The organism is Streptomyces sp. NPDC058335, from assembly GCF_042723915.1.
GTDB lineage: Bacteria > Actinomycetota > Actinomycetes > Streptomycetales > Streptomycetaceae > Streptomyces.
The window spans coordinates 206,854-232,623 of the sequence record NZ_JBHXHX010000002.1 but is presented as its reverse complement, the minus strand read 5'-3'; the positions used below and the strand labels follow the sequence as shown (position 1 = coordinate 232,623).

At 73.1% G+C, this 25,770-nt stretch carries 21 protein-coding genes; 4 read left to right on the top strand and 17 right to left on the bottom strand.

Annotated features, from left to right (window positions below; all coding sequences use genetic code 11):
* Positions 1-503: 503 nt before the first annotated feature.
* A complete protein-coding gene (locus ACFWJX_RS04180; RefSeq protein ID WP_086767908.1) occupies positions 504-1,196 on the bottom strand; it encodes a metal-dependent transcriptional regulator in 693 nt (230 codons plus the stop codon).
* A 605-nt stretch (positions 1,197-1,801) separates the two neighbouring features.
* Here ACFWJX_RS04180 and ACFWJX_RS04175 point away from each other — a divergent pair.
* On the top strand, positions 1,802-2,557 hold the full coding sequence (locus ACFWJX_RS04175) for an SIS domain-containing protein (RefSeq protein ID WP_383236527.1): 756 nt from the start codon (positions 1,802-1,804) through the stop codon (positions 2,555-2,557).
* Between the two features lie 33 nt (positions 2,558-2,590).
* Here the strand turns inward: ACFWJX_RS04175 and ACFWJX_RS04170 are convergent, their stop codons facing one another.
* The 3 genes from ACFWJX_RS04170 to ACFWJX_RS04160 all read right to left on the bottom strand — a co-directional run bounded on the left by ACFWJX_RS04170 (position 2,591) and on the right by ACFWJX_RS04160 (position 5,084).
* The gene (locus ACFWJX_RS04170; protein ID WP_383236524.1) at positions 2,591-4,042 is read right to left on the bottom strand and encodes a PAS domain-containing protein; all 1,452 of its coding nucleotides are present in this window, start codon (positions 4,040-4,042) and stop codon (positions 2,591-2,593) included.
* A gap of 126 nt (positions 4,043-4,168) precedes the next feature.
* Complete coding sequence (locus tag ACFWJX_RS04165; protein WP_383236521.1) at positions 4,169-4,621, bottom strand: GNAT family N-acetyltransferase; 453 nt, start codon at positions 4,619-4,621, stop codon at positions 4,169-4,171.
* A gap of 31 nt (positions 4,622-4,652) precedes the next feature.
* Positions 4,653-5,084 carry a RidA family protein gene (locus ACFWJX_RS04160; protein WP_383236518.1) on the bottom strand — a complete coding sequence of 144 codons (432 nt, stop codon included), beginning with the start codon at positions 5,082-5,084 and terminating at the stop codon, positions 4,653-4,655.
* 650 nt (positions 5,085-5,734) lie between these two features.
* Here ACFWJX_RS04160 and ACFWJX_RS04155 point away from each other — a divergent pair.
* Positions 5,735-6,763 carry an isopenicillin N synthase family dioxygenase gene (locus ACFWJX_RS04155; RefSeq protein WP_383236516.1) on the top strand — a complete coding sequence of 343 codons (1,029 nt, stop codon included), beginning with the start codon at positions 5,735-5,737 and terminating at the stop codon, positions 6,761-6,763.
* Between the two features lie 16 nt (positions 6,764-6,779).
* Here ACFWJX_RS04155 and ACFWJX_RS04150 read toward each other — a convergent pair whose 3' ends face one another.
* Positions 6,780-7,880, bottom strand: a complete 1,101-nt coding sequence (locus ACFWJX_RS04150) for a citrate synthase 2 (RefSeq protein ID WP_383236513.1) — start codon at positions 7,878-7,880, stop codon at positions 6,780-6,782.
* Between the two features lie 278 nt (positions 7,881-8,158).
* Here ACFWJX_RS04150 and pdxH point away from each other — a divergent pair, with 278 nt between their 5' ends.
* A complete protein-coding gene (gene pdxH / locus ACFWJX_RS04145; protein WP_383237344.1) occupies positions 8,159-8,788 on the top strand; it encodes a pyridoxamine 5'-phosphate oxidase in 630 nt (209 codons plus the stop codon).
* Between the two features lie 42 nt (positions 8,789-8,830).
* Here the strand turns inward: pdxH and ACFWJX_RS04140 are convergent, their stop codons facing one another.
* The 11 genes from ACFWJX_RS04140 to ACFWJX_RS04090 form a co-directional block, all read right to left on the bottom strand.
* Entirely contained in the window at positions 8,831-9,442 is a 612-nt protein-coding gene (locus ACFWJX_RS04140; RefSeq protein ID WP_383236510.1) for a TetR/AcrR family transcriptional regulator, read from the bottom strand.
* Positions 9,430-10,167, bottom strand: a complete 738-nt coding sequence (locus ACFWJX_RS04135) for an enoyl-CoA hydratase family protein (protein ID WP_383236508.1) — start codon at positions 10,165-10,167, stop codon at positions 9,430-9,432. Before ACFWJX_RS04135 ends, ACFWJX_RS04140 begins: the two co-directional genes overlap by 13 nt.
* Positions 10,168-10,214: 47 nt before the next feature.
* Entirely contained in the window at positions 10,215-11,783 is a 1,569-nt protein-coding gene (locus ACFWJX_RS04130; RefSeq protein ID WP_383236505.1) for a 4-coumarate--CoA ligase family protein, read from the bottom strand.
* 35 nt (positions 11,784-11,818) lie between these two features.
* A complete protein-coding gene (locus ACFWJX_RS04125; protein WP_383236502.1) occupies positions 11,819-12,955 on the bottom strand; it encodes an acyl-CoA dehydrogenase family protein in 1,137 nt (378 codons plus the stop codon).
* 55 nt (positions 12,956-13,010) lie between these two features.
* Positions 13,011-14,858, bottom strand: a complete 1,848-nt coding sequence (locus tag ACFWJX_RS04120) for a biotin carboxylase N-terminal domain-containing protein (RefSeq protein ID WP_383236499.1) — start codon at positions 14,856-14,858, stop codon at positions 13,011-13,013.
* Positions 14,859-14,869: 11 nt separating this feature from the next.
* Positions 14,870-16,468, bottom strand: a complete 1,599-nt coding sequence (locus ACFWJX_RS04115) for an acyl-CoA carboxylase subunit beta (protein ID WP_383236497.1) — start codon at positions 16,466-16,468, stop codon at positions 14,870-14,872.
* Positions 16,465-18,147: an acyclic terpene utilization AtuA family protein gene (locus tag ACFWJX_RS04110; RefSeq protein ID WP_383236494.1), complete on the bottom strand. Its 1,683-nt coding sequence runs from the start codon at positions 18,145-18,147 to the stop codon at positions 16,465-16,467. Before ACFWJX_RS04110 ends, ACFWJX_RS04115 begins: the two co-directional genes overlap by 4 nt.
* Positions 18,147-18,938: a TIGR03084 family metal-binding protein gene (locus ACFWJX_RS04105; protein WP_383236492.1), complete on the bottom strand. Its 792-nt coding sequence runs from the start codon at positions 18,936-18,938 to the stop codon at positions 18,147-18,149. The genes ACFWJX_RS04110 and ACFWJX_RS04105 overlap by 1 nt, the downstream gene beginning before the upstream one ends.
* A 155-nt stretch (positions 18,939-19,093) precedes the next feature.
* Positions 19,094-20,041 (bottom strand): DMT family transporter, encoded by a 948-nt coding sequence (locus ACFWJX_RS04100; RefSeq protein WP_383236490.1) that lies wholly within the window; start codon positions 20,039-20,041, stop codon positions 19,094-19,096.
* 153 nt (positions 20,042-20,194) lie between these two features.
* On the bottom strand, positions 20,195-21,319 hold the full coding sequence (locus tag ACFWJX_RS04095) for a lipid II:glycine glycyltransferase FemX (protein WP_383236488.1): 1,125 nt from the start codon (positions 21,317-21,319) through the stop codon (positions 20,195-20,197).
* Between the two features lie 117 nt (positions 21,320-21,436).
* A complete protein-coding gene (locus tag ACFWJX_RS04090; protein ID WP_383236486.1) occupies positions 21,437-24,343 on the bottom strand; it encodes an FAD-binding and (Fe-S)-binding domain-containing protein in 2,907 nt (968 codons plus the stop codon).
* A 134-nt stretch (positions 24,344-24,477) separates the two neighbouring features.
* Between ACFWJX_RS04090 and serC the strand changes: the two genes are divergently transcribed.
* Positions 24,478-25,596, top strand: coding sequence for a phosphoserine transaminase (serC, locus tag ACFWJX_RS04085; RefSeq protein ID WP_383236483.1), 1,119 nt, complete (start codon positions 24,478-24,480; stop codon positions 25,594-25,596).
* Positions 25,597-25,670: 74 nt separating this feature from the next.
* Here serC and ACFWJX_RS04080 read toward each other — a convergent pair.
* Positions 25,671-25,770: DUF397 domain-containing protein (locus ACFWJX_RS04080; RefSeq protein ID WP_383237341.1), on the bottom strand; the 100-nt coding region annotated here is incomplete at its 5' end.

Sequence of the window (25,770 nt, the reverse complement as noted above, 5' to 3'; positions counted from 1 at the left end):
CTTCCCGCTCGGACCCCTCGCTCCCGGTCGAGCCGGCCGGTCCGGTCACGCGTCGTGTCTGCCGTCGTACCGCTGTGCTGCTTACTTCACACGCAGGCTATCGAATGCCCATTCGAAGAAACCCGCTTCCGCCGGCAACACCCCTCGTTCGAGTGACCACGCTCAAGGAATGATCGCCGCTGCCCAGGGGAGACCTTCAGCGGGAGGCGGACCGATCGGGGAAACCGGTCCGACGGGACCGACCTTGAGAGCTCGGGGCTCCAGGTCGGAACAGGGGAGGACAGGCCCCGGCGCCGCGAGGCGCCGGGGCCCTCCCATGGTCTGCGGCACATCATCCCGCCCCCTCAGGTCATATGCCTCACGCGACAGACTGGCACGCGCAGCGCCGGAGCGCTGCGATTCGGCCCAGGGAATCACCGATTCGACCAGATCGACAGAACGCCTCAACTACCCCGGCAGCCCCATGAGTTGAACAGCGCTCAGCATTCAGCTCCCCGCTCGGGTCAACGCTTGGCGACGAACACGTGGGAGGCGACGTCCGCCTCCAGCTCGGCCGCCTCGCCCCCGCTGCCGACCAGCACACCGCCGGCCGACTCCGTCACGCTCACCACCGAGCCCGGCTGCACACCCGCCCGCCGCAGCGTGTACATCAGCTGCGCGTCCGTCTGGATCGGCTCGCCGATGCGGCGGACGACGACCGTCTTGCCCTCCAGGCCCGGGTCGAGGTCGGCGAGCGACACCATGCCCTCGTCCAGGAACGGGTCGGCGATCTCCTTCTCGCCCAGCTCCTCGAGGCCGGGGATGGGATTGCCGTACGGCGACTCGGTGGGGTGGCGCAGCAGCTCGAGGACCCGGCGCTCGACGGCCTCGCTCATCACGTGCTCCCAGCGGCACGCCTCCGCGTGGACCTGCTCCCACTCCAGGCCGATCACGTCGACGAGGAGACACTCGGCCAGGCGGTGCTTGCGCATCACGCGTGTGGCGAGGCGACGGCCCTCGTCCGTCAGCTCCAGGTGCCGGTCGCTGGCCACGGAGACCAGGCCGTCCCGCTCCATGCGGGCCACCGTCTGGCTGACCGTCGGACCGCTCTGGTCGAGCCGCTCCGCGATCCGGGCGCGCATGGGGACCACACCTTCCTCCTCCAGCTCGAGGATGGTGCGGAGATACATCTCCGTCGTGTCGATCAGTCCGGACATACGTGCCCCTTGATGAGATTGCCGGAGGCTGGACGGCTCTCCGGCTCGTGCGCTGGCCCTGGCTTCAATTCTGCCGGATACCACTGACAAGCGTGCCGCGCCGTTGGAACAAGGGCGTTACGCCAGGGTTCATGCCACCCGCGACGTCAACCCCGGACGACCCTGCCACCTTCCCGGACGGCCACGCACCTTCGGCCGGGGGCACCGACCCGTCCACGGCGGCCGTGGGGCGGTCGTCGGCGGCCCTGGGCACTCCCACGGGCGGGTCTGACTCCCCGGCGCCCCAGGACGGTCCCGGAAGCCCTCGGAGCACCCGGGGTGCCCCCGGGCGCCCTGAGGGCACCCCGGCGGTCGCCGTACTCCGGACGGCCCCGGACCGCCACCGACGCGCTGTCCCAGCGGTCTTCGCGGCCGGTCTGCCGCCTCCCGGTGGAGCCGCCGACTCCCCCGGTCGCCGGCGATGCGTCGCCCGCCTCTCCCCGAACAGCCCGGCGCCGCCTCCACTCGGACCGCGCCTCCCGCCATGTTGACAGCGCCCTGGTCCAGACCGCACGGTGATCCGCGACACGGACACGGACACCGGATACGGCAAAGGGGCCCCTCGGATGAGTGACCGCACGCCCGCCGCACAGTTCTTCGACGCCGCGATCGGCCTGTTGCAGCGGGTTCGCGACGAGGAGGCGGTGGCCGTCGAGGCGGCCGGTGTCCTCCTCGCCGACACCGTCGCCTCCGGCGGACGCCTCTTCGCCTTCGGCGCGGGCCACTCCTCGCTCGCCGCGCAGGACGTCGTCTACCGCGCCGGCGGCCTGGCCCTGATGAACCTGCTCGCCGTGCCGGGCGTCGTCGGCGTCGACGTCGTTCCCGCCACCCTCGGCTCCGCCCTGGAGCGCGTGGACGGCCTGGCGAGCGCCGTCCTGGACACCTCGCCGGTGCGCGCGGGCGACGCCCTGGTGATCGTCTCGCTGTCGGGCCGCAACGCCCTGCCCGTGGAGATGGCCCTCAACGCGCGCGCCCTGGGCGTGAAGGTCATCGGCGTGACCTCGGTGGCGTACGCCACCGAGACCACGTCCCGGCACGTGTCGGGAACCTTCCTCAAGGATCACTGCGACCTCGTCCTCGACTCGAAGATCGCGGTCGGCGACGCCGAGTTGACCCTCGACACCGTCCCCGCACCCTTCGCGCCCGCGTCCACCGTCGTCACCTCGGCCCTCCTCCAGGCGGTCATGGCCACCGCGGCCGCCTCCCTCGCGGAACGCGGCATCGAACCCCCGCTGCTGCGCTCCGGCAACATCGACGGCGGCCACGAGTGGAACGGCCGGATCATGGACGAGTACCGGGACCGGATCTTCTACCGGCGCTGACGAACCGCACCGGGGGCGAGGGTCACGCGCGCGTCAGGCGTCGTCACCGCCCTCGGAGGAACCGGCTGCACCGGCGGCACCGGTGAGATCGACGAGGTCGGCCAGGTCCAGGAGCGCCGCCATCCGGACGGCCACATCCTCGGCGTACGTCGAGTCGAACCGCTCGAAGGCCGTACGGCCCGCCGTGCGCAGGAACGTGACGACGCCCAGGGTGCGGCCCCGGCTGCGCAGGGCCGCGCACAGCGCGTGCACGGTGTCCTCGGGCCACTGACGCGCGCGTGCCCACTCGCGCGCCCGGTCCGACGCCACGCTGCCCGCGGAGGCGCGCACCGAGCCGGCGCGGGCCACGCACTGGAGGGCCGGGTGGCCTTCCGCGTATCCCACGGGCAGGCCCGCGTGGCCGGTGAGGACGCTGGGGCCCGGCGCGCCCGAGGGCGTGGCCGCCACCCGCACCAGACGCGGCGGGGCACCCGACTCCCCGTCGGCCCTCGGCGGGCCCGCCACACGGTCGATCACCGCATGGTCGGCGAACCCGGCGAGCGCGAAGTCGAGATGGACCGTCGCCGCCTCCGCCGGGTCCTCGCACTCGGCGGCCGCCCGCGACGCCCGGTGCAGCTGGTTCGTCCGGAAGCGCAGCAGCGCCGCCTCCTGCTCGCTCTGCTTGGCCTCGGTGACGTCCTGGAACAGCCAGCCGACGCCGAGCGGCACCGGCTCCTCGGCGAGCGGCGAGGCCAGCCGCACGAACCCGCTGCGCCAGCAGCGCCGCTTCTCGCCCTCCGGGGTCCGCACGCCCACCCACATCTCGGCGGGCGCGGGCGGGGCGCCCTCGGCGAGGACGTGCGTCAGCGCGTTCTCCAGCTCCTCGACGCCGCGGGTCAGCAGGTCGCCCAGCGGGCGGCCCAGGACCGCCGAACGGCCCGTGCCGAGCGCGCGGGCCGCGTGCGCGTTGACGACGGCGGGGCGCAGGTCGGCGTCGACGAGGACCACGCCCCAGGACGCGTCCTCGAAGAGGGCCTCGCTGAGCGCGATGGAGCGCTCCAGGTCGATCTGGGTGTGCACCTCGCTGAACGCGCAGTACAGCCCGGCGGGCTTGCCGTCGGGGCCGCGGACGGCGGCGGACTGGGTGCGCACCAGGACCCGGCCGCCGTCCTTGGTCAGCAGCGCGAACTCGTGCACCTGCCGGCCGGGCGCCCGCATGGCCGCCATCAGCCGGCCCTCGACCTCCTCGGCGTCCGCCTCGCGCACCGCCCAGCCGGCGAAGCCGGGCCGGCCGACCGCCTCCGCGGCGGTCCAGCCGAGGATGCGCTCCGCCTCGCGGTTCCAGTGGGTGACGACGCCGTCGGCGTCGAAGGCGCACAGCGCCGCGTCCATCCCGTCGAGCAGCGCGGCGAGCAGATCCGAGCCGTCCGGACCCTCCGGGCCGGGCCGCTCGGGCTCGTCCGGTCCCAGTTCGTCGGTGGTCCCACTACGGCGGGAAGCACTCACCTGGACCCCCTCAGGATTCGCTCACGTGCCCTCATTCAACTTGAACGTGACGCAGCCCACATATGGTTCCCGCAAGATTGCTGAGGAATCGTTGTACGCCGGTCCTGCCAGGTACGTCTCGTCCTGCTAGAGCGCGGCCAGCCGCAGGTCGACCCAGACGTCGCTCTCGCCCTCCAGCACATAGCGCTCCGTCTCGACGAACCCGCGCACCTCGGCGAACCGCAGACCGTCCTCGTTGACGGCCAGCACGCACGTCTCCACGGCACGGGCGCCCAGCAGGCGCGCGTGGGCGAGACCGTGGTCGTACAGGGCGGCCCCGTGCCCGCGACGGCGGTACGGCGGCAGCACGCGCGCGATGACGGTCGCCACCGCCTCCTCGCCCGCCGGGGGCCGCACCGTCGAGCAGCCGACGAGGACGTCACCGACGTAGGCGTTCTCCAGGCGGTAGCGGTCGGCACGCGTGCGTGCCTCGTCGGGGGACATGGCGGCCGGGGGCACGATCGCGTTGTGGACGTGCCGCCACTGTTCGAGCATGGCGTCGCCGGCGACCGGCGCGATACGAAGACGAAGATCGGTCACGGCCCCAGGCAATCGTGCGGCCGGGCGGGCGTCAACGGGGTTGCGGGTCCTGCCTCGCGGGGCGGCGGGCGTACACCTCGATCTCGATCCTCATCCGCGGGTCGGCCAGCCCGCACACCATCATCGTCGCCGCCGGCCGCACCTCGCCGAAGCAGCCGCGCAGCACCGGCCAGCAGGGCTCGAAGTCGGCCCGGTCGGGCAGCAGATAGCGCACCCGCACGACATCCGCGAACCCGCACCCCGCCTCCCCCAGCGCGGCCCCGATGTTGCGCAGGCACTGCTCGGCCTGCTCGACCACGTCGTCCGAGATGGTCATCGTCGCGTAGTCGTAGCCGGTCGTCCCCGACACATGCACCCAGTCACCGTCGACGACGGCACGCGCGTACCCGATCTGCTCCTCGAAGGTGGAGCCGCTGAGGATGGCCCGTCGTTCGGCCGTGGGGGAGGTCCTGGGGGAGGTCATGCGGGAACGCTAGGTGAGCGGAAAACGTACGTCCACCGGTCGGCCGCCGGTCGTCCGCCGACTCGTCCGCCGGGCGCGTGGACGAGCCTCTTCCGAAAAACGGTTGATCGGGCGGCGGAACGGTTCTTAAGGTGTCGGCACACGCGAAAGGAGGTGATCCGGTAGATGTGTGATTCCCGGACTCGTGAGGTGACTGCGGGCTAGCGGCCCGCCACCACACCCAGTAGTGGGTGCCGGACCAGCGTGTGCGAGACGCACGCAGCCGGCCAGTTCAACGCAGTCACCCGACCCGCGAGTCGCCGGTAAGTCCGGCCGGCCCTCCCCCGGAGGACCAGACTCGCGGGTCGCCTGCGTTTACGGGACCCCTGCCGTCCTGGCCGCCTCTCCGTTGAATCTTCGGTGCGTGATGTGCGCCACTTACGGATTCATGGGCGAGGAGTACTCTGAGCGCATGCTTTCGCTCGTTCGACGCCGCCACGTGGACTACGTCCGCGTCACGAGCATGGGCTGTCGACGCTCCCTCTGAGCTGTCCGGCCCCCTTCGCGGTACAGCAGCCGCCCGCGTTTCCCCCTTCTCTGCCCACTTGGCACCCGTGCGCCCGCCCCACCCACGGCGCTCGCGCGGGACCCGTACACCCTGCGGACGCACCATGACGAACGTGTCGACGAACCCGTCGTACCAGCAACTGCCGATCATCGATCTCTCCGCCGCCGACCGTGGGCCACGGGCCCGTGCGCTGCTGCACGCGCAGTTGCACAGCGCCGCGCACGACGTGGGGTTCTTCCAGCTCGTGGGGCACGGGGTGAGCGAGGAGGAGACCGCTGCGCTGACCTCCGCGATGCGGCGGTTCTTCGCGCTGCCCGAGGCCGAGCGGCTCGCGATCGACAACGTGAACTCGCCGCACTTCCGGGGCTACACGCGGACCGGTGACGAGCGGACCGGCGGCCGGCAGGACTGGCGCGACCAGCTGGACATCGGGGCGGAGCGGCCGGCGCGGGTGCCGGGACCCGGGGAGCCCGCCTACTGGTGGCTGGAGGGGCCCAATCAGTGGCCCGCCGGGCTGCCCGAGCTGCGGGTGGCCGCGCTGCGGTGGGTCGAGCGGCTCAGCGGTGTCGCGCAGAGCCTGCTGCACGAGCTGCTCGCCGCGATCGGGGCGCCCGCGGACTTCTACGACCCGGTGTTCGGGGAGCGCGCGCATCCGCATCTGAAGCTGGTGCGCTATCCGGGGAGCGCGGGCGACGGCACCGGCCAGGGGGTCGGCGCCCACAAGGACTACGGGTTCCTGACGCTGCTGCTCCAGGACCAGGTGGGCGGGCTCCAGGTGCAGCGCGAGGACGGGCTCTTCCATGACGTGCCGCCGCTGCCGGGGGCCTTCGTCGTCAATCTCGGTGAGCTGCTGGAGGTGGCGACGAACGGCTATCTGCTGGCCACCAACCACCGGGTGGTGTCGCCGCCGAGCGCGGTCGAGCGGTTCTCCGTGCCGTTCTTCTACAACCCGCGGCTGGACGCCCGCGTGGAGCCGCTGCCGTTCCCGCACGCCTCCGCCGCGCCCGGTGTGACGGACGATCCGGCCAACCCGCTGTTCGCGGAGTACGGGTTCAACGAGCTGAAGGGCAAGCTGCGGGCCCATCCGCTGGTCGCCGAGCGGCATCACGCGGAGCTGCTCAGCCCCGCGTGACGGCCGCCGGTTCGGTTCAGTGGGCGATGTCGTCGAAGCCCTCGATCTCGCGGGGGCCGCGGGAGCCGGGGCCGATGTAGCGGGCGGAGGGGCGGACGAGGCGGCCGGTGCGCTTCTGTTCCAGGATGTGCGCCGACCAGCCGGCGGTGCGGGCGCACGTGAACATCGACGTGAACATGTGCGCGGGCACCTCGGCGAAGTCGAGGACGATGGCCGCCCAGAACTCCACGTTGGTCGCCAGGACGCGGTCCGGGCGGCGGGCGTGGAGTTCGGCGAGGGCCGCCTTCTCCAGTGCCTCGGCGATCTCGAAGCGGGGTGCGCCCAGTTCGCGGGCGGTACGGCGCAGCACGCGCGCGCGGGGGTCCTCGGCACGGTAGACGCGGTGGCCGAAACCCATCAGGCGTTCGCCCTTGTCGAGGGCCTGCTTGACGTAGGCCTCGGCGTCGCCGGTGCGTTCGATCTCCTCGATCATGCCGAGGACGCGGGAGGGGGCCCCGCCGTGCAGCGGCCCGGACATGGCTCCCACGGCGCCGGAGAGGGCGGCGGCGACGTCCGCGCCGGTGGAGGCGATGACGCGGGCGGTGAAGGTGGAGGCGTTCATGCCGTGCTCGGCGGCGGACGTCCAGTAGGCGTCGACCGCGGCGACGTGCTTGGGGTCGGGCTCGCCGCGCCAGCGGATCATGAACCGTTCGACGACGGACTGGGCCTTGTCGATCTCGCTCTGCGGGACCATGGGCCGGCCCTGGCCGCGGGCGGACTGGGCGACGTACGACAGCGCCATGACGGCGGCGCGGGCCAGGTCCTCGCGGGCCTGCTCGGCGTCGATGTCGAGGAGCGGCTTGAGGCCCCAGACGGGGGCGAGCATGGCGAGCGCGGACTGGACGTCGACCCGGATGTCACCGGAGTGGACGGGGATGGGGAACGGCTCTGCGGGCGGCAGTCCGGGGTTGAAGGCTCCGTCGACGAGCAGGCCCCATACGTTGCCGAAGGAGACGTGGCCGACCAGGTCCTCGATGTCGACGCCCCGGTACCGCAGTGCGCCGCCCTCCTTGTCCGGTTCGGCGATCTCCGTCTCGAACGCGACGACTCCTTCGAGTCCGGGTACGAAGTCGGACATCAGGCGGCTCCTCGTGATGTGTGCGACAGATGGCGCCGGTGGATCCACGGTCCGTGCGGGGACTCGCGGTCCTGGGCGGTCACCCCGGTGATGCCCCGTGCGGTCGGCGGTCACCCCACCGGGATGGCACCAGCACCATATCCCCGAGTGCCACCTTTGGGGAGTGTCACGGCACTCAGTGCCACCTGCGGGTGGGGAAGGCCCTGCTGCCGGGCGCTCCGGTGCGGCAAGATGACGGCGTGGACCACGCAGAAACCGTCTCTCCCGATCCCGCCTCCATGCGCAAGCAGTACCGGGCGGAGGGCCTCGACGAGGCCGATCTGGCCGCCACTCCCGTGGAGCAGTTCGCGCGCTGGTTCAAGCAGGCCGCCGCGGAGGCGCACCTGTTCGAGCCGAACGCCATGGTCGTCTCCACGGCGGACGCCCAGGGGCGGCCCTCCTCCCGCACGGTGCTGCTGAAGCACTTCGACGAGCAGGGCTTCGTCTTCTACACCAACTACGACTCCCGCAAGGCCCGTGACCTCGCGGAGAATCCGCACGTCTCCCTGCTGTTCCCGTGGCACCCGATGGCCCGGCAGGTCATCGTGCGGGGCGTGGGACGGCGCACCGGGCGGGACGAGACGGTGGCGTACTTCCGGTCCCGGCCGCACGGCTCGCAGCTCGGCGCGTGGGCGAGCGTGCAGTCCGCGGTGATCGCGTCCCGCGACGACCTCGACGCCTCCTACGCCGAGCTGGCGGCCCGCTATCCGGAGGGTGAGCAGGTGCCGGTGCCGCCCCACTGGGGTGGTTTCCGGGTGGCGCCGGAGTCGGTGGAGTTCTGGCAGGGCCGGGAGAACCGGCTGCACGACCGCCTGCGGTACGTGGCGGAGGCGGACGGCGCCTGGCGGGTGGAGCGGCTCAGCCCGTGAGGCCCGCCCGCCTGATCCGGACGATCGCCCCGCACCGGTCGCTCAGCGGCCGAGGTTCTGTTCCAGCAGGGCCGCCCACTGGGTGACGACCCGGTCGCGGCGGGGCGCGTCGTCGGTGAGCAGGTTGGCGAGGCCGAGGCCGCGGGCCATGTCCAGGAGACCCTGGACGGTTTCGCGGACGCCGGGCCCTGACTCGTCGGCGCCGAGGAGCTCGACGGCTATGCGGTGGGTCTCGCGGCCGACGCGGGCCTCGAGTTCCGTGACGCGCGAGCGGAGCTGTTCCTCGTTGGAGGCGGCGACCCACAGGTGCAGGGCGGCCCGGAAGAGGGGGCCGGTGTAGAGGTCGACGAGGGCGGAGACGACGGCGCGCCGGTCGCCCGCCGCGCCCTGCGGGAACAGGGCGCGCAGGGCGAGGGAGCGTTCCTCGGCGACGTATTCGACGGCGGCGGTGAAGAGGTCCTCACGGGTGGGGAAGTGGTGCTGGGCGGCGCCGCGGGAGACGCCGGCCCGCTCGGCGACGACGGAGACCGTGGAGCCCGCCCAGCCGTGTTCGGCGAGGCAGGACACGGCGGCTTCCAGGAGCCGCTGCCGAGTGGCCCGGCTGCGGTCCTGCTTGGGGGCGCGGTCGCGGTCGATCGGGCTCACAACACCCATGCGGGTTCCCGTCGTTCGAGAAATGCCGTCATTCCCTCGCGGGCCTGCGGGGAGGCGAACAGTCGGGCGGAGAGCGCGGTGAGGTCGGCCGCGTCCCGCTCGAACGCCTCCAGCACCCTAACCGTGAGCAGTCGTTTCGTCTCCGCCAGGCCTTGGGGCGCGGCCTTGCGCAGACCGTCCAGGACGGGGGCGAGTACGGCGTCGACGTCGTCGGCGGTCGCGGTGAGCAGGCCGATGCGGGCCGCCTCGGGGGCGTCGAAGCGTTCGCCGGTGAGGTAGTAGCGGGACAGGGCGCGGGGGTCGGTGCGCGGGAGGAGCGGCAGGGAGATGACCGCCGGGGCCACGCCGATGCGTACCTCGGTGAAGGCGAAGGTCGACGCGGTGGAGGCGGCGGTGATGTCGCAGGCGGCGAGGAGACCGAGGCCGCCGGCGCGGACGTGTCCGGTGACGCGGGCGACGACCGGCTTGGGCAGTTCGACGAGCTGCCGCAGCAGGGCGACGAAGGCGTCCGGGGCCGGGGGGTCGCGCAGGTCGGCGCCGGCGCAGAAGGTGCCGCCGGTGTGGGTGAGGACGACCGCCCGGACGTCGGGGTCCTCGGCGCAGTCGGTGAGCGCGTCGGCGAGTGCGGCGACGAGGGGCGCCGAGAGCGCGTTGCGGATGCCGGTGGCGTCGAGGCTGAGGGTCTCGACGCCGCGGTCACGGGTGCGGCCGATCAGCGAGGCCATGGATGCTGCTCCCTCCGTCGCCGTCCGGGGCGCTTGCTCCGGTGCGGTCATGGGCGGTCCCTCAGTTCGCGGCGCAGGATCTTCCCGGAGGCCGCGCGCGGGACGGCGTCGATGAAGGTGACGAGGCGGACGCGTTTGTACGGCGCGACGCGTTCGGCGACGTACATCGCGACCTCCCCCTCGGCGAGGTCGGGGGCGGTCGGCTGGCGGACCACGTACGCGTGCGGCACCTCGTTGCCGTCGTCGTTGTACTCGCCGACGACGGCGGCGTCGGCGATGCCGGGGTGGGTGAGGAGCAGGGCCTCCAGTTCGGCGGGGGCCACCTGGAACCCCTTGTACTTGATGAGTTCCTTGACCCGGTCGACGACGAACAGCCAGCCGTCGGCGTCGACGCGGCCGATGTCGCCGGTGTGCAGCCAGCCGTCGCCGTCGATCATGGCGTCGGTGGCGTCGGGGCGGCCCAGGTAACCCTTCATGATCTGGGGGCCGCGGATGAGGATCTCGCCCGGTTCGCCGACGTCGAGGTCCTTGTCGGGGTCGTCGAGGGAGACGATGCGCATCTCGGTGCCGGCGATCAGCTTGCCGACGGTGCCGGCGGGAGCCTCCCGCATGGCGTCCAGGGGGACGACGTGCGTGCCGGGCGACAGCTCGGTCATGCCGTAGGCCTGGCCGACGGGCGGCAGGTTCAGGCGCGCGGAGCAGGCGGCGGCGAGGCCGGCGTCCAGGGGTGCGGCGGCGCTGATGACGTACCGCAGGGACGACAGGTCGTACCGGGCGACCGCCGGGTGTTTGGCGAGGGCGAGGACGATCGGCGGGGCCACGTACAGGCCGGTGATGCGGTGGTTCTGGATGGCCGCGAGGAACGTCTCCAGGTCGAAGCGGGGCAGGACGACGACGGTGGCGCCCTTGCGCAGCGGCGCGTTCATGAGAGCGGTGAGGCCGTATATGTGGAAGAAGGGCAGGATCGCCAGGATGCGGTCGCCGGGGCCCGCCGTGATCGCCGGTTCGAGCTGGGCGAGGTTGGTGGCGATCTGCCGGTGGGTGAGCATCACGCCCTTGGGGACGCCGGTGGTGCCCGAGGAGTAGGGCAGGGCGGCGACGTCCTCGACCGGGTCGATGGCGACCTGCGGCTCGGGGGCGGCGGAGGCGAGCATGTCGATCAGTGAGCGGTGCCCGGAGGCGCTGTCGCAGACGAAGATCTCCTCGACGCCGCCCGCCAGTTCGGCTGCCCGGCGGGCCGTCTCCAGCAGCGGGGAGACGGTGACGATCCAGCGGGCTGCCGAGTCACCGAGCTGCTTGGCGAACTCCTCGGCGGTGGCGAGCGGGTGCACGGTGGTGACGGTGGCCCCCGCGCGCGTGGCGGCGTAGAACGCGGTGGGGAAGGCGACGGTGTTGGGGCTGTGCAGGGCGAGGACGTCGCCCTTGCGGACGCCGGCCTCGGCGAGGGCCGCGGCGATCCGCCGGTGGAACCGGTCCACCTGCTCGTAGGTGAGGGTGGTGCCGTCGGTGCCGTCGACGAGGGCGGGCAGGTCGCCGAACTCGGCGGCGTGGCCCAGCACGGCGTCGTGGATGGGGAGGTCTACGGGCGGGACGTCTGCGTACTCGCTGCGGAACACGGTTCCTCCTCGCCGGCCGGCGGACGACCGGACGGTCAGTACGACTTGGGCAGGCCCAGGGTCTGGTGGGAGACGTAGTTGAGAATCATCTCCCGGCTCACCGGGGCGATACGAGCCACGCGCGAGGCCGTTATCAACGAGGCGAGGCCGAACTCGCGCGTGAGGCCGTTGCCGCCGAGGGTGTGCACCGCCTGGTCGACCGCCTTCACGCAGGCCTCCCCGGCGGCGTACTTCGCCATGTTGGCGGCCTCGCCCGCGCCGACGTCGTCCCCGGCGTCGTACAGATGGGCCGCCTTCTGCATCATCAGGCGGGCCAGTTCCAGGTCGATGTGGGCCTGCGCGAGGGGGTGGGCGATGGCCTGGTGGGCGCCGATGGGGGTCTTCCAGACGGTGCGCTCGCGGGCGTACGCGATCGCCTTGCCGAGGGCGAAGCGGCCCATGCCGATCGCGAACGCGGCCGTCATGATGCGCTCCGGGTTGAGGCCGGCGAACAGCTGGAGCAGCCCCGCGTCCTCGTCGCCGACGAGCGCCTCGGCGGGCAGCCGGACGTCGTCCAGGACCAGCTCGAACTGCTTCTCGACTGCCTGCAGTTCCATGTCGATGGGCCGCCGGGTGAAACCCGGGGCGTCGCGCGGGACGATGAACAGGCAGGGCTTGAGGCGGCCGGTGCGGGAGTCCTCCGTGCGGCCGACGATGAGGGTGGCGTCGGCGATGTCCACGCCGGAGACGAACACCTTGCGGCCGGTCAGCAGCCAGTCGCCGCTCGCCTCGTCGCGGCGTGCGGTGGTGGTGATGCGGTGGCTGTTGGAGCCGGCGTCGGGCTCGGTGATGCCGAAGGCCATCAGGCGGGAGCCGTCGGCGAGGGCGGGAAGCCACTCCCGCTTCTGGGCGTCCGTGCCGAAGCGGGCGATCACCGTGCCGCAGATGGCCGGGCTGACGATCATCATCAGCAGGGGGGATCCCGCGGTGCCGAGTTCTTCCAGGACCAGGGAGAGTTCGGCGATGCCGCCGCCTCCGCCTCCGTACTCCTCGGGGAGGTTGACGCCGATGTAGCCGAGCTTGGCGGCTTCCTGCCAGAGGTCTCCGTTCGTGGAGGCGTGGTGGTCCTTGGCGAAGTCGGATACCGCTGCCCGGAGGGCTTTGTGCTCGTCGGACTCGATGAGGGTGGTCATGGTGGCTCCTTCGCGTGCGGCTCGTCCGTGGCTGGTCGTGCGGTTCCTGACGCGCCTAGGGGGTCTGCACCACCGCCAGTAGTGCGTTGACCTCCACCTGCTGTCCCGTCGTCACCGGCAGTGCCGTCAGCGTCCCCGCCGTCGGTGCCGAGATGACGTGTTGCATCTTCATCGCTTCGAGCCACACGATCGGTTCGCCCGCCCGGACACTCGATCCGGTGACAAGTCCATCCGCGATCTTGACGACCGTGCCGGGCATCGGGGCCAGCAGGGAGCCGGGGGCGCGCTGGTTCTCGGGCTCGGGGAAGCGGGGCAGCGCGGTGAGGGTGGTGGCGTTCACGTGGACGCGGTCGCCGTAGCGGGCCACCCGGAACCTGCGCCGTACGCCGTCCGCCTCCAGGACGACGAGGGCCGGGTCCGCGTGGACGACGTGCACGCCGTCCGCCGTGAGGCCGGTCCGGGTGTGGTGGTAGCGGACCTCGTGTTCCTCGCCCGCCAGGAGATAGCGGCGGGTCTGCGGCTGGGAGGGCAGGTTGCGCCAGCCGCCGAAGCGGGAACGGCCGTGGGCCTCGGCGAGGGCCGCCGCCAGCGGGGCGTACGGGTCGGGGGCCGGTGCGGTGAGGGCCGTGAGGTGGCGGCCGTAGAAGCCGGTGTCCATGCGGGCGGAGGTGAACTCCTCGTGCCGCAGGGAGGCGACCAGGAGGTCGCGGTTGGTGACCGGGCCGTGGACGGTCGCTTTCTCCAGGGCGCCCGCGAGGGTACGGACGGCCTCCGCGCGCGTGGGGGCGTGGGCGACGACCTTGGCGAGCATGGGGTCGTAGTGGACGCCGATGGTGTCGCCGTCGCCGAAGCCGGTGTCGAGGCGGACGCCGTCGGGGACGGCGAGGCGGTGCAGGGTGCCGGTCTGCGGGGTCCAGTCGGACGCCGGGTCCTCGGCGTAGAGGCGGGCCTCGACGGCGTGGCCACGCGCGCGTGGCGGCTCGGCGGCCAGGGCGTGGCCCTCCGCGACGCGGATCTGCTCCGCCACCAGGTCGAGGCCGAAGACGGCTTCCGTGACGGGGTGCTCGACCTGGAGGCGGGTGTTCATCTCCAGGAAGTGGGCGCGGCCGTCGGCGACGAGGAACTCGACGGTTCCGGCGCCTGTGTAGTCCACGGCGCGGGCGGCCCGCACGGCCAGCGCGCGCAGCTCGTCGGCGAGTTCGTCGGGGAGTCCGGGTGCCGGGGCCTCCTCGATCACCTTCTGGTGGCGGCGCTGGAGGGAGCAGTCGCGGGTGCCGAGCGCCCACACCGTGCCGTGGGTGTCGGCGAGGATCTGCACCTCGACGTGGCGGCCGTTCTCCACGTAGGGCTCGACGAAGACCTCGCCGTCACCGAAGGCGCCGGCGGCCTCGGCGCGCGCGCCCTCCAGGGCGGGCTTCAGCTCCGCCAGGCCCCGTACGACGCGCATGCCGCGTCCGCCGCCGCCCGCGGCGGCCTTCACCAGGACCGGCAGGTCGGACTCGGTCACCTCGTCGGCGCGCAGGGGGGCGAGCCCCATGAGCGCCTTCGCGCGCGTCTTGGACGCCATGGCCTCGATGGCCTCGGGCGGCGGGCCGATCCAGACGAGGCCGGCGTCCTGGACGGCGCGCGCGAAGTCGGCGTTCTCGGAGAGGAAGCCGTAGCCGGGGTGCACGGCGTCCGCGCCCGCCGCGACGGCCGCCTTCACGATCAGGTCGGCCCGCAGATACGTCTCCGCGGGCGTGGCACCCGGCAGCCGTACCGCCGTGTCGGCCACGCGCGCGTGCAGGGCGTTCTCGTCGGCGTCCGAGTGCACGGCGACCGTCCGGATTCCCGACGCACGGCAGGTGCGGAAGATGCGGCAGGCGATCTCGCCGCGGTTGGCGACGAGCACAGAAGTGATCACTGGAAGATCCCTCACATCCGGAAGACGCCGAAGCCGCCCCGCGCGCCCTCGTAGGGGGCGGTGTGGACGGCGGACAGGCACAGGCCGAGGACGGTGCGGGTGTCGCGCGGGTCGATGACACCGTCGTCGTACAGCCGCCCGGACAGGAACATGGGCAGCGACTCCGACTCGATCTGCTGCTCGACCATGGCGCGCAGGGCGGCGTCGCCCTCCTCGTCGTAGGGCAGGCCCTTCGCGGCGGCCGACTGGCGGGCGACGATGGAGAGCACCCCGGCGAGCTGCTGCGGGCCCATCACGGCCGACTTGGCGCTGGGCCAGGCGAACAGGAAGCGGGGCTCGTAGGCGCGCCCGCACATGCCGTAGTGGCCGGCGCCGTAGGAGGCGCCCATGAGGACGGAGAGGTGGGGGACCTTCGAGTTGGAGACCGCGTTGATCATCATCGCGCCGTGCTTGATGATGCCGCCCTGCTCGTACTCCTTGCCGACCATGTAGCCGGTGGTGTTGTGCAGGAAGACCAGCGGGATGTCGCGCTGGTTGGCGAGCTGGATGAACTGGGCGGCCTTCTGGGACTCGGCGCTGAACAGCACGCCCTGGGCGTTGGCGAGGATGCCCACCGGGTAGCCGTGCAGGCTGGCCCAGCCGGTCACCAGGCTCGTCCCGTAGAGCGGCTTGAACTCGTCGAAGTCGGAGGCGTCGACGATCCGGGCGATCACCTCGCGCGGGTCGAACGGCACCTTGAGGTCGCCGGGGACGATCCCGAGGAGTTCCTCCGGGTCGTACTTGGGCGGCTCGGCCGGTCCGGGATCGTCGTACGCCTTGCGGTGGTTGAGGCGGGCGACGACCCGCCGGGCCTGGCGCAGGGCGTCCTGTTCGTCGACGGCGAAGTAGTCGGCGAGACCGGACACGCGCGCGTGCATCTCCGCGCCGCCCAGCGACTCGTCGTCACTCTCCTCGCCGGTCGCCATCTTCACCAGCGGCGGCCCGCCGAGGAACACCTTCGCCCGCTCCTTGACCATGATCACGTGGTCGGACATGCCGGGGACGTACGCGCCCCCGGCCGTGGAGTTGCCGAAGACGACGGCGACGGTCGGGATGCCTGCCGCGGACAGCCGGGTCAGGTCCCGGAAGATCGCGCCGCCGGGGATGAAGATCTCCTTCTGCGACGGCAGGTCGGCGCCGCCGGACTCCACCAGGCTGATGCAGGGCAGCCGGTTGGCGAGCGCGATGTCGTTGGCGCGCAGGGCCTTCTTCAGCGACCACGGGTTGCTGGCGCCGCCGCGCACGGTGGGGTCGTTGGCGGTGATCAGGCACTCGACGCCCTCGACGACCCCGATGCCGGTGACCAGGGAGGCGCCGACCGCGTACTCGCTGCCCCAGGCCGCCAGCGGCGACAGTTCCAGGAACGGGGTGTCGGGGTCGAGGAGCAGCTCGATGCGCTCGCGGGCCAGCAGTTTGCCGCGCCCCCGGTGCCGGGCGACGTACTTCTCGCCGCCGCCCGCCAGCGCCTTCGCGTGCTCGGCGTCGAGGTCGGCGAGCTTGGCGAGCATGCTGTCGCGGTGGGCTCGGTGGTCGGGGCCGTGGGGGTCCAGCGCCGACGACAGGACGGTCACAGCAGGTCCTCCGGGATGTCCAGGTGGCGGGAGCGCAGCCATTCGCCGAGCGCCTTGGCCTGCGGGTCGAAGCGGTGCTGGGAGGCGACACCGGCGCCGAGGAGGCCCTCGACGACGAAGTTCAGGGCGCGCAGCCGGGGCAGGACGTGCCGGGTGACGCGCAGCTCGCCGCTCTCGGGGATCAGTTCGCGGAACCGGTCGACGGTGAGGGTGTGGGCGAGCCACCGCCAGGCCGCCTCCGACCGCACCCATACGCCCACATTGGCGTCCCCGCCCTTGTCGCCGCTGCGGGCCCCGGCGACGAGCCCGAGAGGTGCCCGCCGCACGGGCCCGGCCGGCGGCGGCTCGGGCGGCGGCGGCTGCGGTACGTCGTCCAGGCCGAGGGCGTCGGCGGCCGGGGGTACGGGGACGCGGCGGCCGTCGGCGAGGACGGCCACGTGGTCCACCTCGCCCTGCGGGACGTACGCGGCCTCGAACACCCCGTAGGGGGCGCCCTTGCCGGGCGGCGCGAGCACGTGGAAGCCGGGACAACTGGCCAGCGCCAGCTCGACGGCCGCGCCGCTCAGCGCCCGCCCGACGACGCTCTGGTCCGGGTCGCGGACGACGAGCCGCAGCAGCGCGCTCGCCGTCTCCTCCGTCCCGGCGTCGGCACGGTCGGTGCGGACCAGATCCCAACGGATCTCTTCCGGTGCCGACTTGGCGAACGCCTCCGCCATCTGCCCGCGCACCAGCTCCGCCTTGGCCTCGATGTCGAGTCCGGTCAGCACGAAGACGACCTCGTTGCGGAACCCGCCGATCCGCGTGCGGCCCACCTTGAGGTCCGGCGGCGGCGCCTCGCCCCGCACGCCGTCGATCCGGACGCGGTCGGGGCCGTCCTGGGTGAGCCGTACGGTGTCCAGCCGGGCGGTGACGTCCGGTCCCGCGTACCGGGCGCCGCCCGTCTCGTACAGCAGTTGCGCGGTGACCGTGCCGACGTCGACGAAGCCGCCCGTGCCCGGATGCTTGGTGATGACGCTGCTGCCGTCGGCGTGCAGCTCGGCGAGGGGGAAGCCGGGCCTGCGGACGTCACCCTCCCTGAAGAAGGCGTAGTTGCCGCCGGTGGCCTGCGTCCCGCACTCCAGGACGTGCCCGGCGACGACGGCCCCCGCGAGCCGGTCGTACTCGGTGGGCCCCCAGCCGAAGTGGGCGGCGGCGGGCCCGGTGACCAGGGCCGCGTCCGTCACCCGCCCGGTCACCACGACGTCCGCGCCCTCCCGCAGACAGGCGGCGATGCCGAACCCGCCGAGGTAGGCGTGCGCGGTGAGGCTGCTCGGATACCGGGACCCGAGGTCGTCGCCCTCGACGTGCGCGACCCGTACGGCGATGCCGAGCCGGTCCGCCAACGCCCGTACGGCGTCGGCGAGTCCGGCCGGGTCGAGCCCGCCGGCGTTGGTGACGATCCTGACCCCGCGCTCGTGGGCGAGGCCGAGGGTCTCCTCCAGCTGGCGCAGGAAGGTGCGGGCGTATCCGGCGGAGGGGTCCTTGAGGCGGTCCCGGCCGAGGATCAGCATGGTCAGCTCGGCGAGATAGTCGCCGGTGAGGACGTCGAGTTCGCCGCCGGTGAGCATCTCGCGCATCGCCTCGGAGCGGTCGCCGTAGAAGCCGGAGGAGTTGCCGACGCGCAGGGGCCGGGCCGTCATCAGCTGGCTTCCTTCGGTGGGCGGCCGGGGCCGGGCGGCCCCGCGAAGGCCTGGGCGATGTCCAGCCAGCGGTCGGCGTCGGGCCCCTCGGCGTGCAGCGCGAGGTCGGCACGGTGGGCGCGCTGGGTCACCAGCAGGCAGAAGTCGAGCGCGGGGCCGGTGACGCGCTGGGGGGTGCCCTCGGGGCCGTACGCCCACAACTCGCCGGAGGGGCTGTGGAGTTCTACTCGGACGGGGTCGGCGGGGGCGGGGAGCCCGTGCACGCCGAAGGCGAAGTCGCGGGTGCGGACGCCGAGGCGGGCGATGTGCCGGATGCGGTCGGTGGGGGCGCGGGTGACCCCGAGGGCCTCGGCCACGTCCAGGCCGTGGGCCCAGGTCTCCATGAGGCGGGCGGTGGCGAGGGAGGCGGCTGCCATCGGGGGGCCGTACCAGGGGAAGCGGGCGCCGGGCGGGGCCTTGCGCAGCGCCTCGTCGAGGGCGGCGCGGCCTTCCCGCCAGCGGGACAGCAGCTCGGCGGGCGGGAGTCCGGCGGCTTCCTCGGCGCCCTGGTCGACGAACGAGTCGGGGGCGGCGAGCGCCTGTTCGACCAGGGTCCGGAACCCGTCCTCGTCCGTGACGGCGACGAGGGCCGAGCGGTCGGTCCAGGCGAGATGCGCGATCTGGTGGGCGACGGTCCAGCCGGGGGCGGGGGTCGGGAGGCCCCAGCGATCCGGACTCGCCCCGGCCACCAGCCGGTCGAGTTCGTCGCTTTCGGCACACAGGTCGTCGAGCACGGGCGTCGGGTCGGCCATGGGGAGGAGCATGGCAGCGGCCCCAGAAACAAGCAAGCATGCTTGCATGATTTATTGCCGAGGTGGGCGGGGGTGCGGGTGGCACGCCCCCGACCCCCACCCACCCGCCCCGGCAGCACCCCTCCCGCACACCCGTCCGCCCCCCGGCGGGACCCTCACGCCTCCGGGACCGCCGCACTCCTCCGCCGCCCCACCTGGGTCCGTACCGCGCCCATGCTTGCCGCGATGACCAGGGCGATCGCCGCCGCCTCCATGGTGGACAGGGTCTGGTCGAGGATGAGGAAGCCGGCCGCCGCCGCGAGGGCCGGTTCGAGGCTCATCATGATCGCGAAGGTGGAGGCGGGCAGCCGACGCAGGGCGAGGAGTTCGAGGGTGTAGGGCAGGACGGAGGACAGGATCGCCACCGCCGCGCCCAGGCCGAGCGTCACCGGGTCGAGGAGCTTCGTGCCCGACTCGACGATGCCCAGCGGCAGGAACAGCACCGCACCCACCGCCATCGCCAGCGCGAGCCCGTCCGCCTGCGGGAAGCGGCGACCGGTACGGCCGCTGAAGACGATGTACGCCGCCCACATCACGCCCGCCGTCAGCGCGAACGCGGCGCCCAGCGGGTCGAGTTCGCCGACTCCGCCGCCGCCGAGCAGGAACACGCCGGCGAGCGCGAGCCCGGCCCACACGAGGTTCAGGGCGCGCCGCGAGACCAGGACGGAGAGGGCGAGCGGACCGAGGACCTCCAGGGTGACCGCGGTGCCCAGGGGGATGCGGTCGACGGACTGGTAGAAGAGGCCGTTCATCGCGGCCATGGTGATGCCGAAGACGACGACCGTGCCCCAGTCGGCGCGGGAGTACCCGCGCAGCCTGGGCCGGCAGACGACGAGCAGGACGATCGCCGCGACCAGCAGCCGCAGCGCCACGACGCCCAGCGCACCGGCCCGCGGCATCAGGGTCACCGCGAGCGCGCCGCCGAACTGGACGGACACCCCTCCGGCGAGCACCAGCCCGACGGGACCGAGGGCGCCCCACCGGGCGGGGGCGGGGGCCGTGGTGGCCGTACCGGCCGAGGTGGCGGGCTGCCGGGTGGGCGCGGCGGTGTCGGGGGTACTCACGGGCGGTCCAGGGGTTCGGTGGGCTCGGTGCCAGAATGCGTGGCGTGCATCACGATGTACTGCGTAGTCCAGGGTAATGGACCACGTCAGGAGTGTGAAGGGAATTTGCCACTGTCCGGCAGAGCCAGGTGCGCGGGCGCCCGCCCGTAGGCCTCAGCGGCGCGCCATGTACAGATCGAGCGCCCGGTGGAGCACGCGGTTCAGCGGGAAGTCCCATTCGCCGAGGTACTCCGCCGCCTGGCCGCCCGTGCCGACCTTGAAGCGGAGGAGGCCGAGGAGGTGGTTGCCGTCCTCCAGGGTGTCGGTGATGCCGCGCAGGTCGTAGACGGCGGCGCCGAGCTCGTGGGCGTCGGACATCATGCGCCACTGCATGGCGTTGTTGGGCTGGACCTCGCGTCTGCGGCTGGTGGAGGCGCCGTAGGAGTACCAGACGTGCTGGCCGACGGTGATCATGGTGGCCGCGGCGAGGATCTCGCCGTCGTGGTGGGCGAGGTAGAGCCGCATCCGGTCGGGGTGTTCGGCGTTGAGCGCGGTCCACATGCGCCGGAAGTAGGCCAGGGGGCGCGGGATGAACCGGTCCCGTTCGGCGGTCTCGGCGTACAGGCCGTAGAAGGCGGCCAGGTCCTCCTGGTCGCCGCGGACGACCTTGACGCCCGCCTTCTCCGCCTTCTTGATGTTGCGCCGCCACTGCTGGTTGAGGCCGCCCTGGATCTCCTCCAGCGACCGCCCCGCGTACGGCACCTGGAAGACGTACCGCGGCTGTCCCGCCGCGAAGCCGTCCTCGCCGCCCTGCTCGGCCTGCCGCCAGCCGGCGCCGCGCAGCCGTTCCGCGAGGTCGATGGCGCGCGGTTCGGTGGAGGTGGGCTCGGCGTCGCGCAGCCGCCGGGCGCCCGGATCGGCGATCGCGTCCTTCACGGCGTCGGCACTCCAGCGGCGTACGACGACGGGCGGGCCCATCTTCACCGAGAACGCGCCCCGCGCCTTGAGGTGGGCGAGCATCGGCTTCAGCCAGCGCTCGACGAGGTCCGCCGCGAACCAGTCGACGACGGGCCCCTCGGGCAGATACGCCAGGTACCGCTTCAGCTTCGGCAGCGGCCGCAGCAGCACCAGCCCCGCCCCCACGAGGTCCCCCCGCTCGTCGAACCAGCCGAGGCTCTCCGCCCGCCAGTCCGGCTTCACGTCGCCCCAGGCGGGGATCTGCATATGACTGACGGAGGGACGTGCCGCGACGAACGCCAGGTGCTCGTCACGGGTGATCGTCTGGACACGCAGGCTCATGCGCGGGGCTCCTTCGGACGGCGGTCCGGCCAGCGTAGAAGTCAGCCACGCCCGTCCCCGGGACCGAACGCCTCCAGCGCCTGCGTGTCCGTCACGCGCGCGTGCCGAATCGGTGTCCTAAAGAGCCAGATCCGGCGGTCCGCCGTCGGCCCCGTGCCCGTCGGTCCGCCCGTCCGTGAGCCCCTCCGCCAGCACCTCCGCGAGGTGCCACCCCCGCACGTCGGCCAGTTGTTCGAGCTGGGTCCGGCAGGAGAAGCCGTCCGCGAGGACGACCGCGGACGGGTCGGCCGCCCGCACGGACGGCAGGAGCTGCTCCTCCGCGCAGGCCGCCGACACCTCGAAGTGTCCTGTCTCGAAGCCGAAGTTGCCCGCCAGGCCGCAGCAGCCGCCGCTCAGTTCGCCGTCGAGCCCGGCGGCCTCGCGCAGCCGGCGGTCGGCCGTGTCGCCGAGGACCGCGTGCTGGTGGCAGTGGGTCTGGCCGACGGCGGGGCGGTCGAGCCGGGGCGGGCGCCAGCCGGGGGCGTGCCGTTCCAGGGTCTCCGCGAAGGTGAGGACGCGGGCGGCGAGACGGGCCGCGCGCGGGTCGTCGTGCAGCAGCTCGGGCAGGTCGCTCCGCAGGGCGGCGGCGCAGCTCGGCTCCAGCACGACGACCGGCGCGTCCGTCTCCAGCACCGGTTCCATCAGGTCGAGGGTGCGGCGCAGCACCGCGCGCGCGTGGTCGAGCTGCCCGGTGGAGACGTACGTCAGCCCGCAGCAGACCCGCCCGCGCCGGGCCGTCAGGAGAGCCGCCGCACTCCGGGACCGCCCGTCCCCGACCGGCCGCCCCCGCATCCGCAGGGTCGGCGGCAGCGCCACCCGCAGCCCGGCCGCCTCCAGCACCCGTACGGCCGCCCGCCCGACGGAGGGAGAGAGGTGCTCGGTGAAGGTGTCGGGCCACAGGACGACGAGGTCACCGGAGCCTCCCTGCGGCCCCCTTCCCCGCCACCACCCGCTGAACGTCTCCCGTGCCAGCCGCGGAATGCCCCTCTCCGGAGCGATCCCACCCACCCGTCTGGCGACCCACGCCAGCGGCCGCACCCCCGCCAGCGCGTTGACGAGCGATGCCGTGCGCGTACGGCTCGCCCAGCGCAGCCAGACCGGCAGGCGGCCCATGCTGTAGTGGGCGGCCGGGCGGCGGCGGCCCGCGTAGTGGTGGTGGAGGAACTCCGCCTTGTACGTGGCCATGTCGACCTCGACCGGGCAGTCCGAGCGGCAGCCCTTGCAGGAGAGGCAGAGGTCGAGCGCCTCCCGCACCTCCTCCGACCGCCAGCCGTCGGTGACCACCTCACCGGCGAGCATCTCGTGCAGCAGGCGGGCACGCCCACGCGTGGAGTGCCGTTCCTCGCCCGTGGCCCGGTAGGAGGGGCACATGACGGCGGGCCCGGACGCCGTGGTCGTACGGCATTTGGCGACGCCCACGCAGCGGCGGACGGCGGCGGTGAAGTCGCCGCCGTCACCGGGGTAGCCGAAGGCCACGTCTACGGGCTCGCGGGGCAGGACGGCGAAGCGCAGGCCGGAGTCGAGGGGGGCGGGGCGGACCAGCATCCCGGGGTTGAGGAGGTCGTCGGGGTCCCAGACGGCTTTCGCCCGCCCGAAGAGGGCGACCATCTCGTCGCCGTACATCCGCGGCAGCAGTTCGGCGCGGGCCTGCCCGTCGCCGTGCTCCCCGGACAGCGAGCCGCCGTGCGCGACGACCAGGTCGGCCAGTTCCTCCGAGAAGCGGCGGAAGCGGCCGACGCCCGCCTCGGTGAGCAGGTCGAAGTCGATGCGGACGTGGATGCAGCCGTCCCCGAAGTGCCCGTACGGCGTGCCGCGCAGGCCGTGTGCGGTCAGCAGGGCGCGGAAGTCCCGCAGATACACGCCGAGCCGGGCGGGCGGCACCGCGCAGTCCTCCCAGCCGGGCCAGGCCTCCGTGCCGTCCGGCATCCGGGTGGCCGTACCGCTGGCGTCCTCCCGGATGCGCCACAGGGCGCGCTGCCCGGTGCCGTCCGTCACCACGCGCGCGTCCACGGCGTCGGCCGCCCGCACGATCGTCTCCGCACGCGCGCGTGCCTCACCGGCCGAGTCCCCGCCCGTCTCCACGAACAGCCACGCCCCGCCGCGCGGCAGCCCCGCCGCCGAACGCACCAGGTCGGCGGCCATCCCCTCGACCGTCAGCGGCCCCCATGGCAGCAGCCCGGCGGCCGCTTCGGCGGCGGCGGCCTCGTCGGCGTACCCGAGCACGGCGAGCGCACGCGCGCGTGGCGCCTCGACGAGACCGACCACCGCCTCGGTGAGCACACCCAGGGTGCCCTCGGAGCCGCAGAACGACCGGGCCACGTCGGCGCCCTTCTCGGGCAGCAGGGCGTCCAAGGCGTATCCGGAGATACGGCGGGGCAGCTCGGGAAATCCGGTGCGCAGCCGCGCCAGCTCACCCTCCACCAGTGCCCGCAGCCCGTCGGGCGCGCCGGCCCACCCCCGCCCGAGCCGCAGCCGCTCCCCGCGCGCGGTGACGACGTCCAGCTCGCGCACACTGTCCGCCGTCGTCCCCCAGGCGACGGAATGCGACCCGCAGGAGTTGTTGCCGATCATCCCGCCGAGCGTGCAGCGGCTGTGCGTGGACGGATCGGGCCCGAAGCGGAGCCCGTGCGGGGCGGCGGCCTCCTGGAGCCGGTCGAGCACCAGCCCTGGCTGCACGACGGCCGTCCGGGCACCGGCGTCCAGCCCGACCAGCCGGTTCATGTACCGGGTGAAGTCCAGGACGACACCCGTACCCGTGGCCTGCCCCGCGATCGACGTCCCCCCGCCCCGCGGCACGACCGGCACCCCGTGCGCCCGGCACACCTCCAGTACGGCCGCCACGTCATCGGCGTCCCGAGGAGCGACGACCCCCGCGGGGACCCGCCGGTAGTTGGACGCGTCCATGGTGACGAGGGCCCGCGAGGTGACGTCGAAGCCGACATCGCCCCGGACGGCCTTGCGCAGCTCGGCCTCGAGATCCGACATGGGTCAAGCAAAGCAGCTGGTACGGCCGACCGACATGGGACGCCTGTCCGCCGCCCCCCTCCGAACGGTGTCTCGGGCGTCTCATCGGACGGACGACGTTTCGGGCACGTTTCTCCACCGGATACGCTCGCCTCGTGGCTGAGATCCGGATTCCTGCTGACATCAAGCCCGCCGACGGTCGATTCGGCGCGGGCCCCTCCAAGGTGCGGGTGGAGGCGCTGGACGCCCTGGCCGCCACCGGCACGTCGCTCCTCGGCACCTCCCACCGACAGGCCCCGGTCAAGAACCTGGTCGGCCAGGTGCGTGAGGGCATCTCCCAGCTGTTCCAGCTCCCCGAGGGCTACGAGGTGATCCTCGGCAACGGCGGCTCCACCGCCTTCTGGGACATCGCGACGCACGGCCTGATCGAGAACAAGTCGCAGCACCTCAACTTCGGCGAGTTCAGCTCCAAGTTCGCCAAGGCGGCCAAGCTGGCGCCGTGGCTGGCCGAGCCGACGGTCATCGCCTCCGACCCGGGGACGCACCCCGACCCGCAGGCCGAGGCGGGCGTCGACGTGTACGCCTTCACGCACAACGAGACCTCGACCGGTGTCGCGGCCCCGGTCAAGCGGGTCGCGGGCGCCGACGAGGGCGCGCTGGTCCTGGTCGACGCGACGTCCGGAGCCGGCGGCCTGCCGGTCGACATCGCCGAGACGGACGTCTACTACTTCGCCCCGCAGAAGTCCTTCGCCTCCGACGGCGGCCTGTGGATCGCCGTGTTCTCCCCGGCCGCGATCGAGCGCGCGGAGCGCATCCACGCGTCCGGCCGCCACGTCCCGGAGTTCTTCTCGCTCCCGACGGCGATCGACAACTCGCGCAAGAACCAGACGTACAACACCCCGGCCCTCTCCACCCTCTTCCTGCTGAACCAGCAGCTGGAGTGGATCAACGGCCAGGGCGGCCTCGCCTGGTCGACGGCCCGCACCAAGGACTCGTCGACCCGCCTGTACGGCTGGGCCGAGGAGTCCAAGCACGCGGCCCCGTTCGTGTCGGACCCCGCCAAGCGCTCCCAGGTCATCGGCACGATCGACTTCACCGACGAGGTGGACGCGGCGGCCGTAGCCAAGGTCCTCCGCGCCAACGGCATCGTCGACACCGAGCCCTACCGCAAGCTCGGCCGCAACCAGCTCCGCGTCGCCATGTTCCCGGCGATCGACCCGGCGGACGTCGAGGCCCTCACGAAGTGCGTCGACTACGTCATCGAGCAGCTGTAGCAGCTCCCGCACGACAGCGAAGGGCGCCCGGTGTCACACCGGGCGCCCTTCGTACGTCCTGCTCCGACAGCCACCTACGCGAACTGGCAGACAAAAGTCTGCCAGCTCTGACCGGAGACGGCGATCAGGGGGCCGTCCTGGCGCTTGCTGTCGCGGACGGCTCGGCCGTGGTCG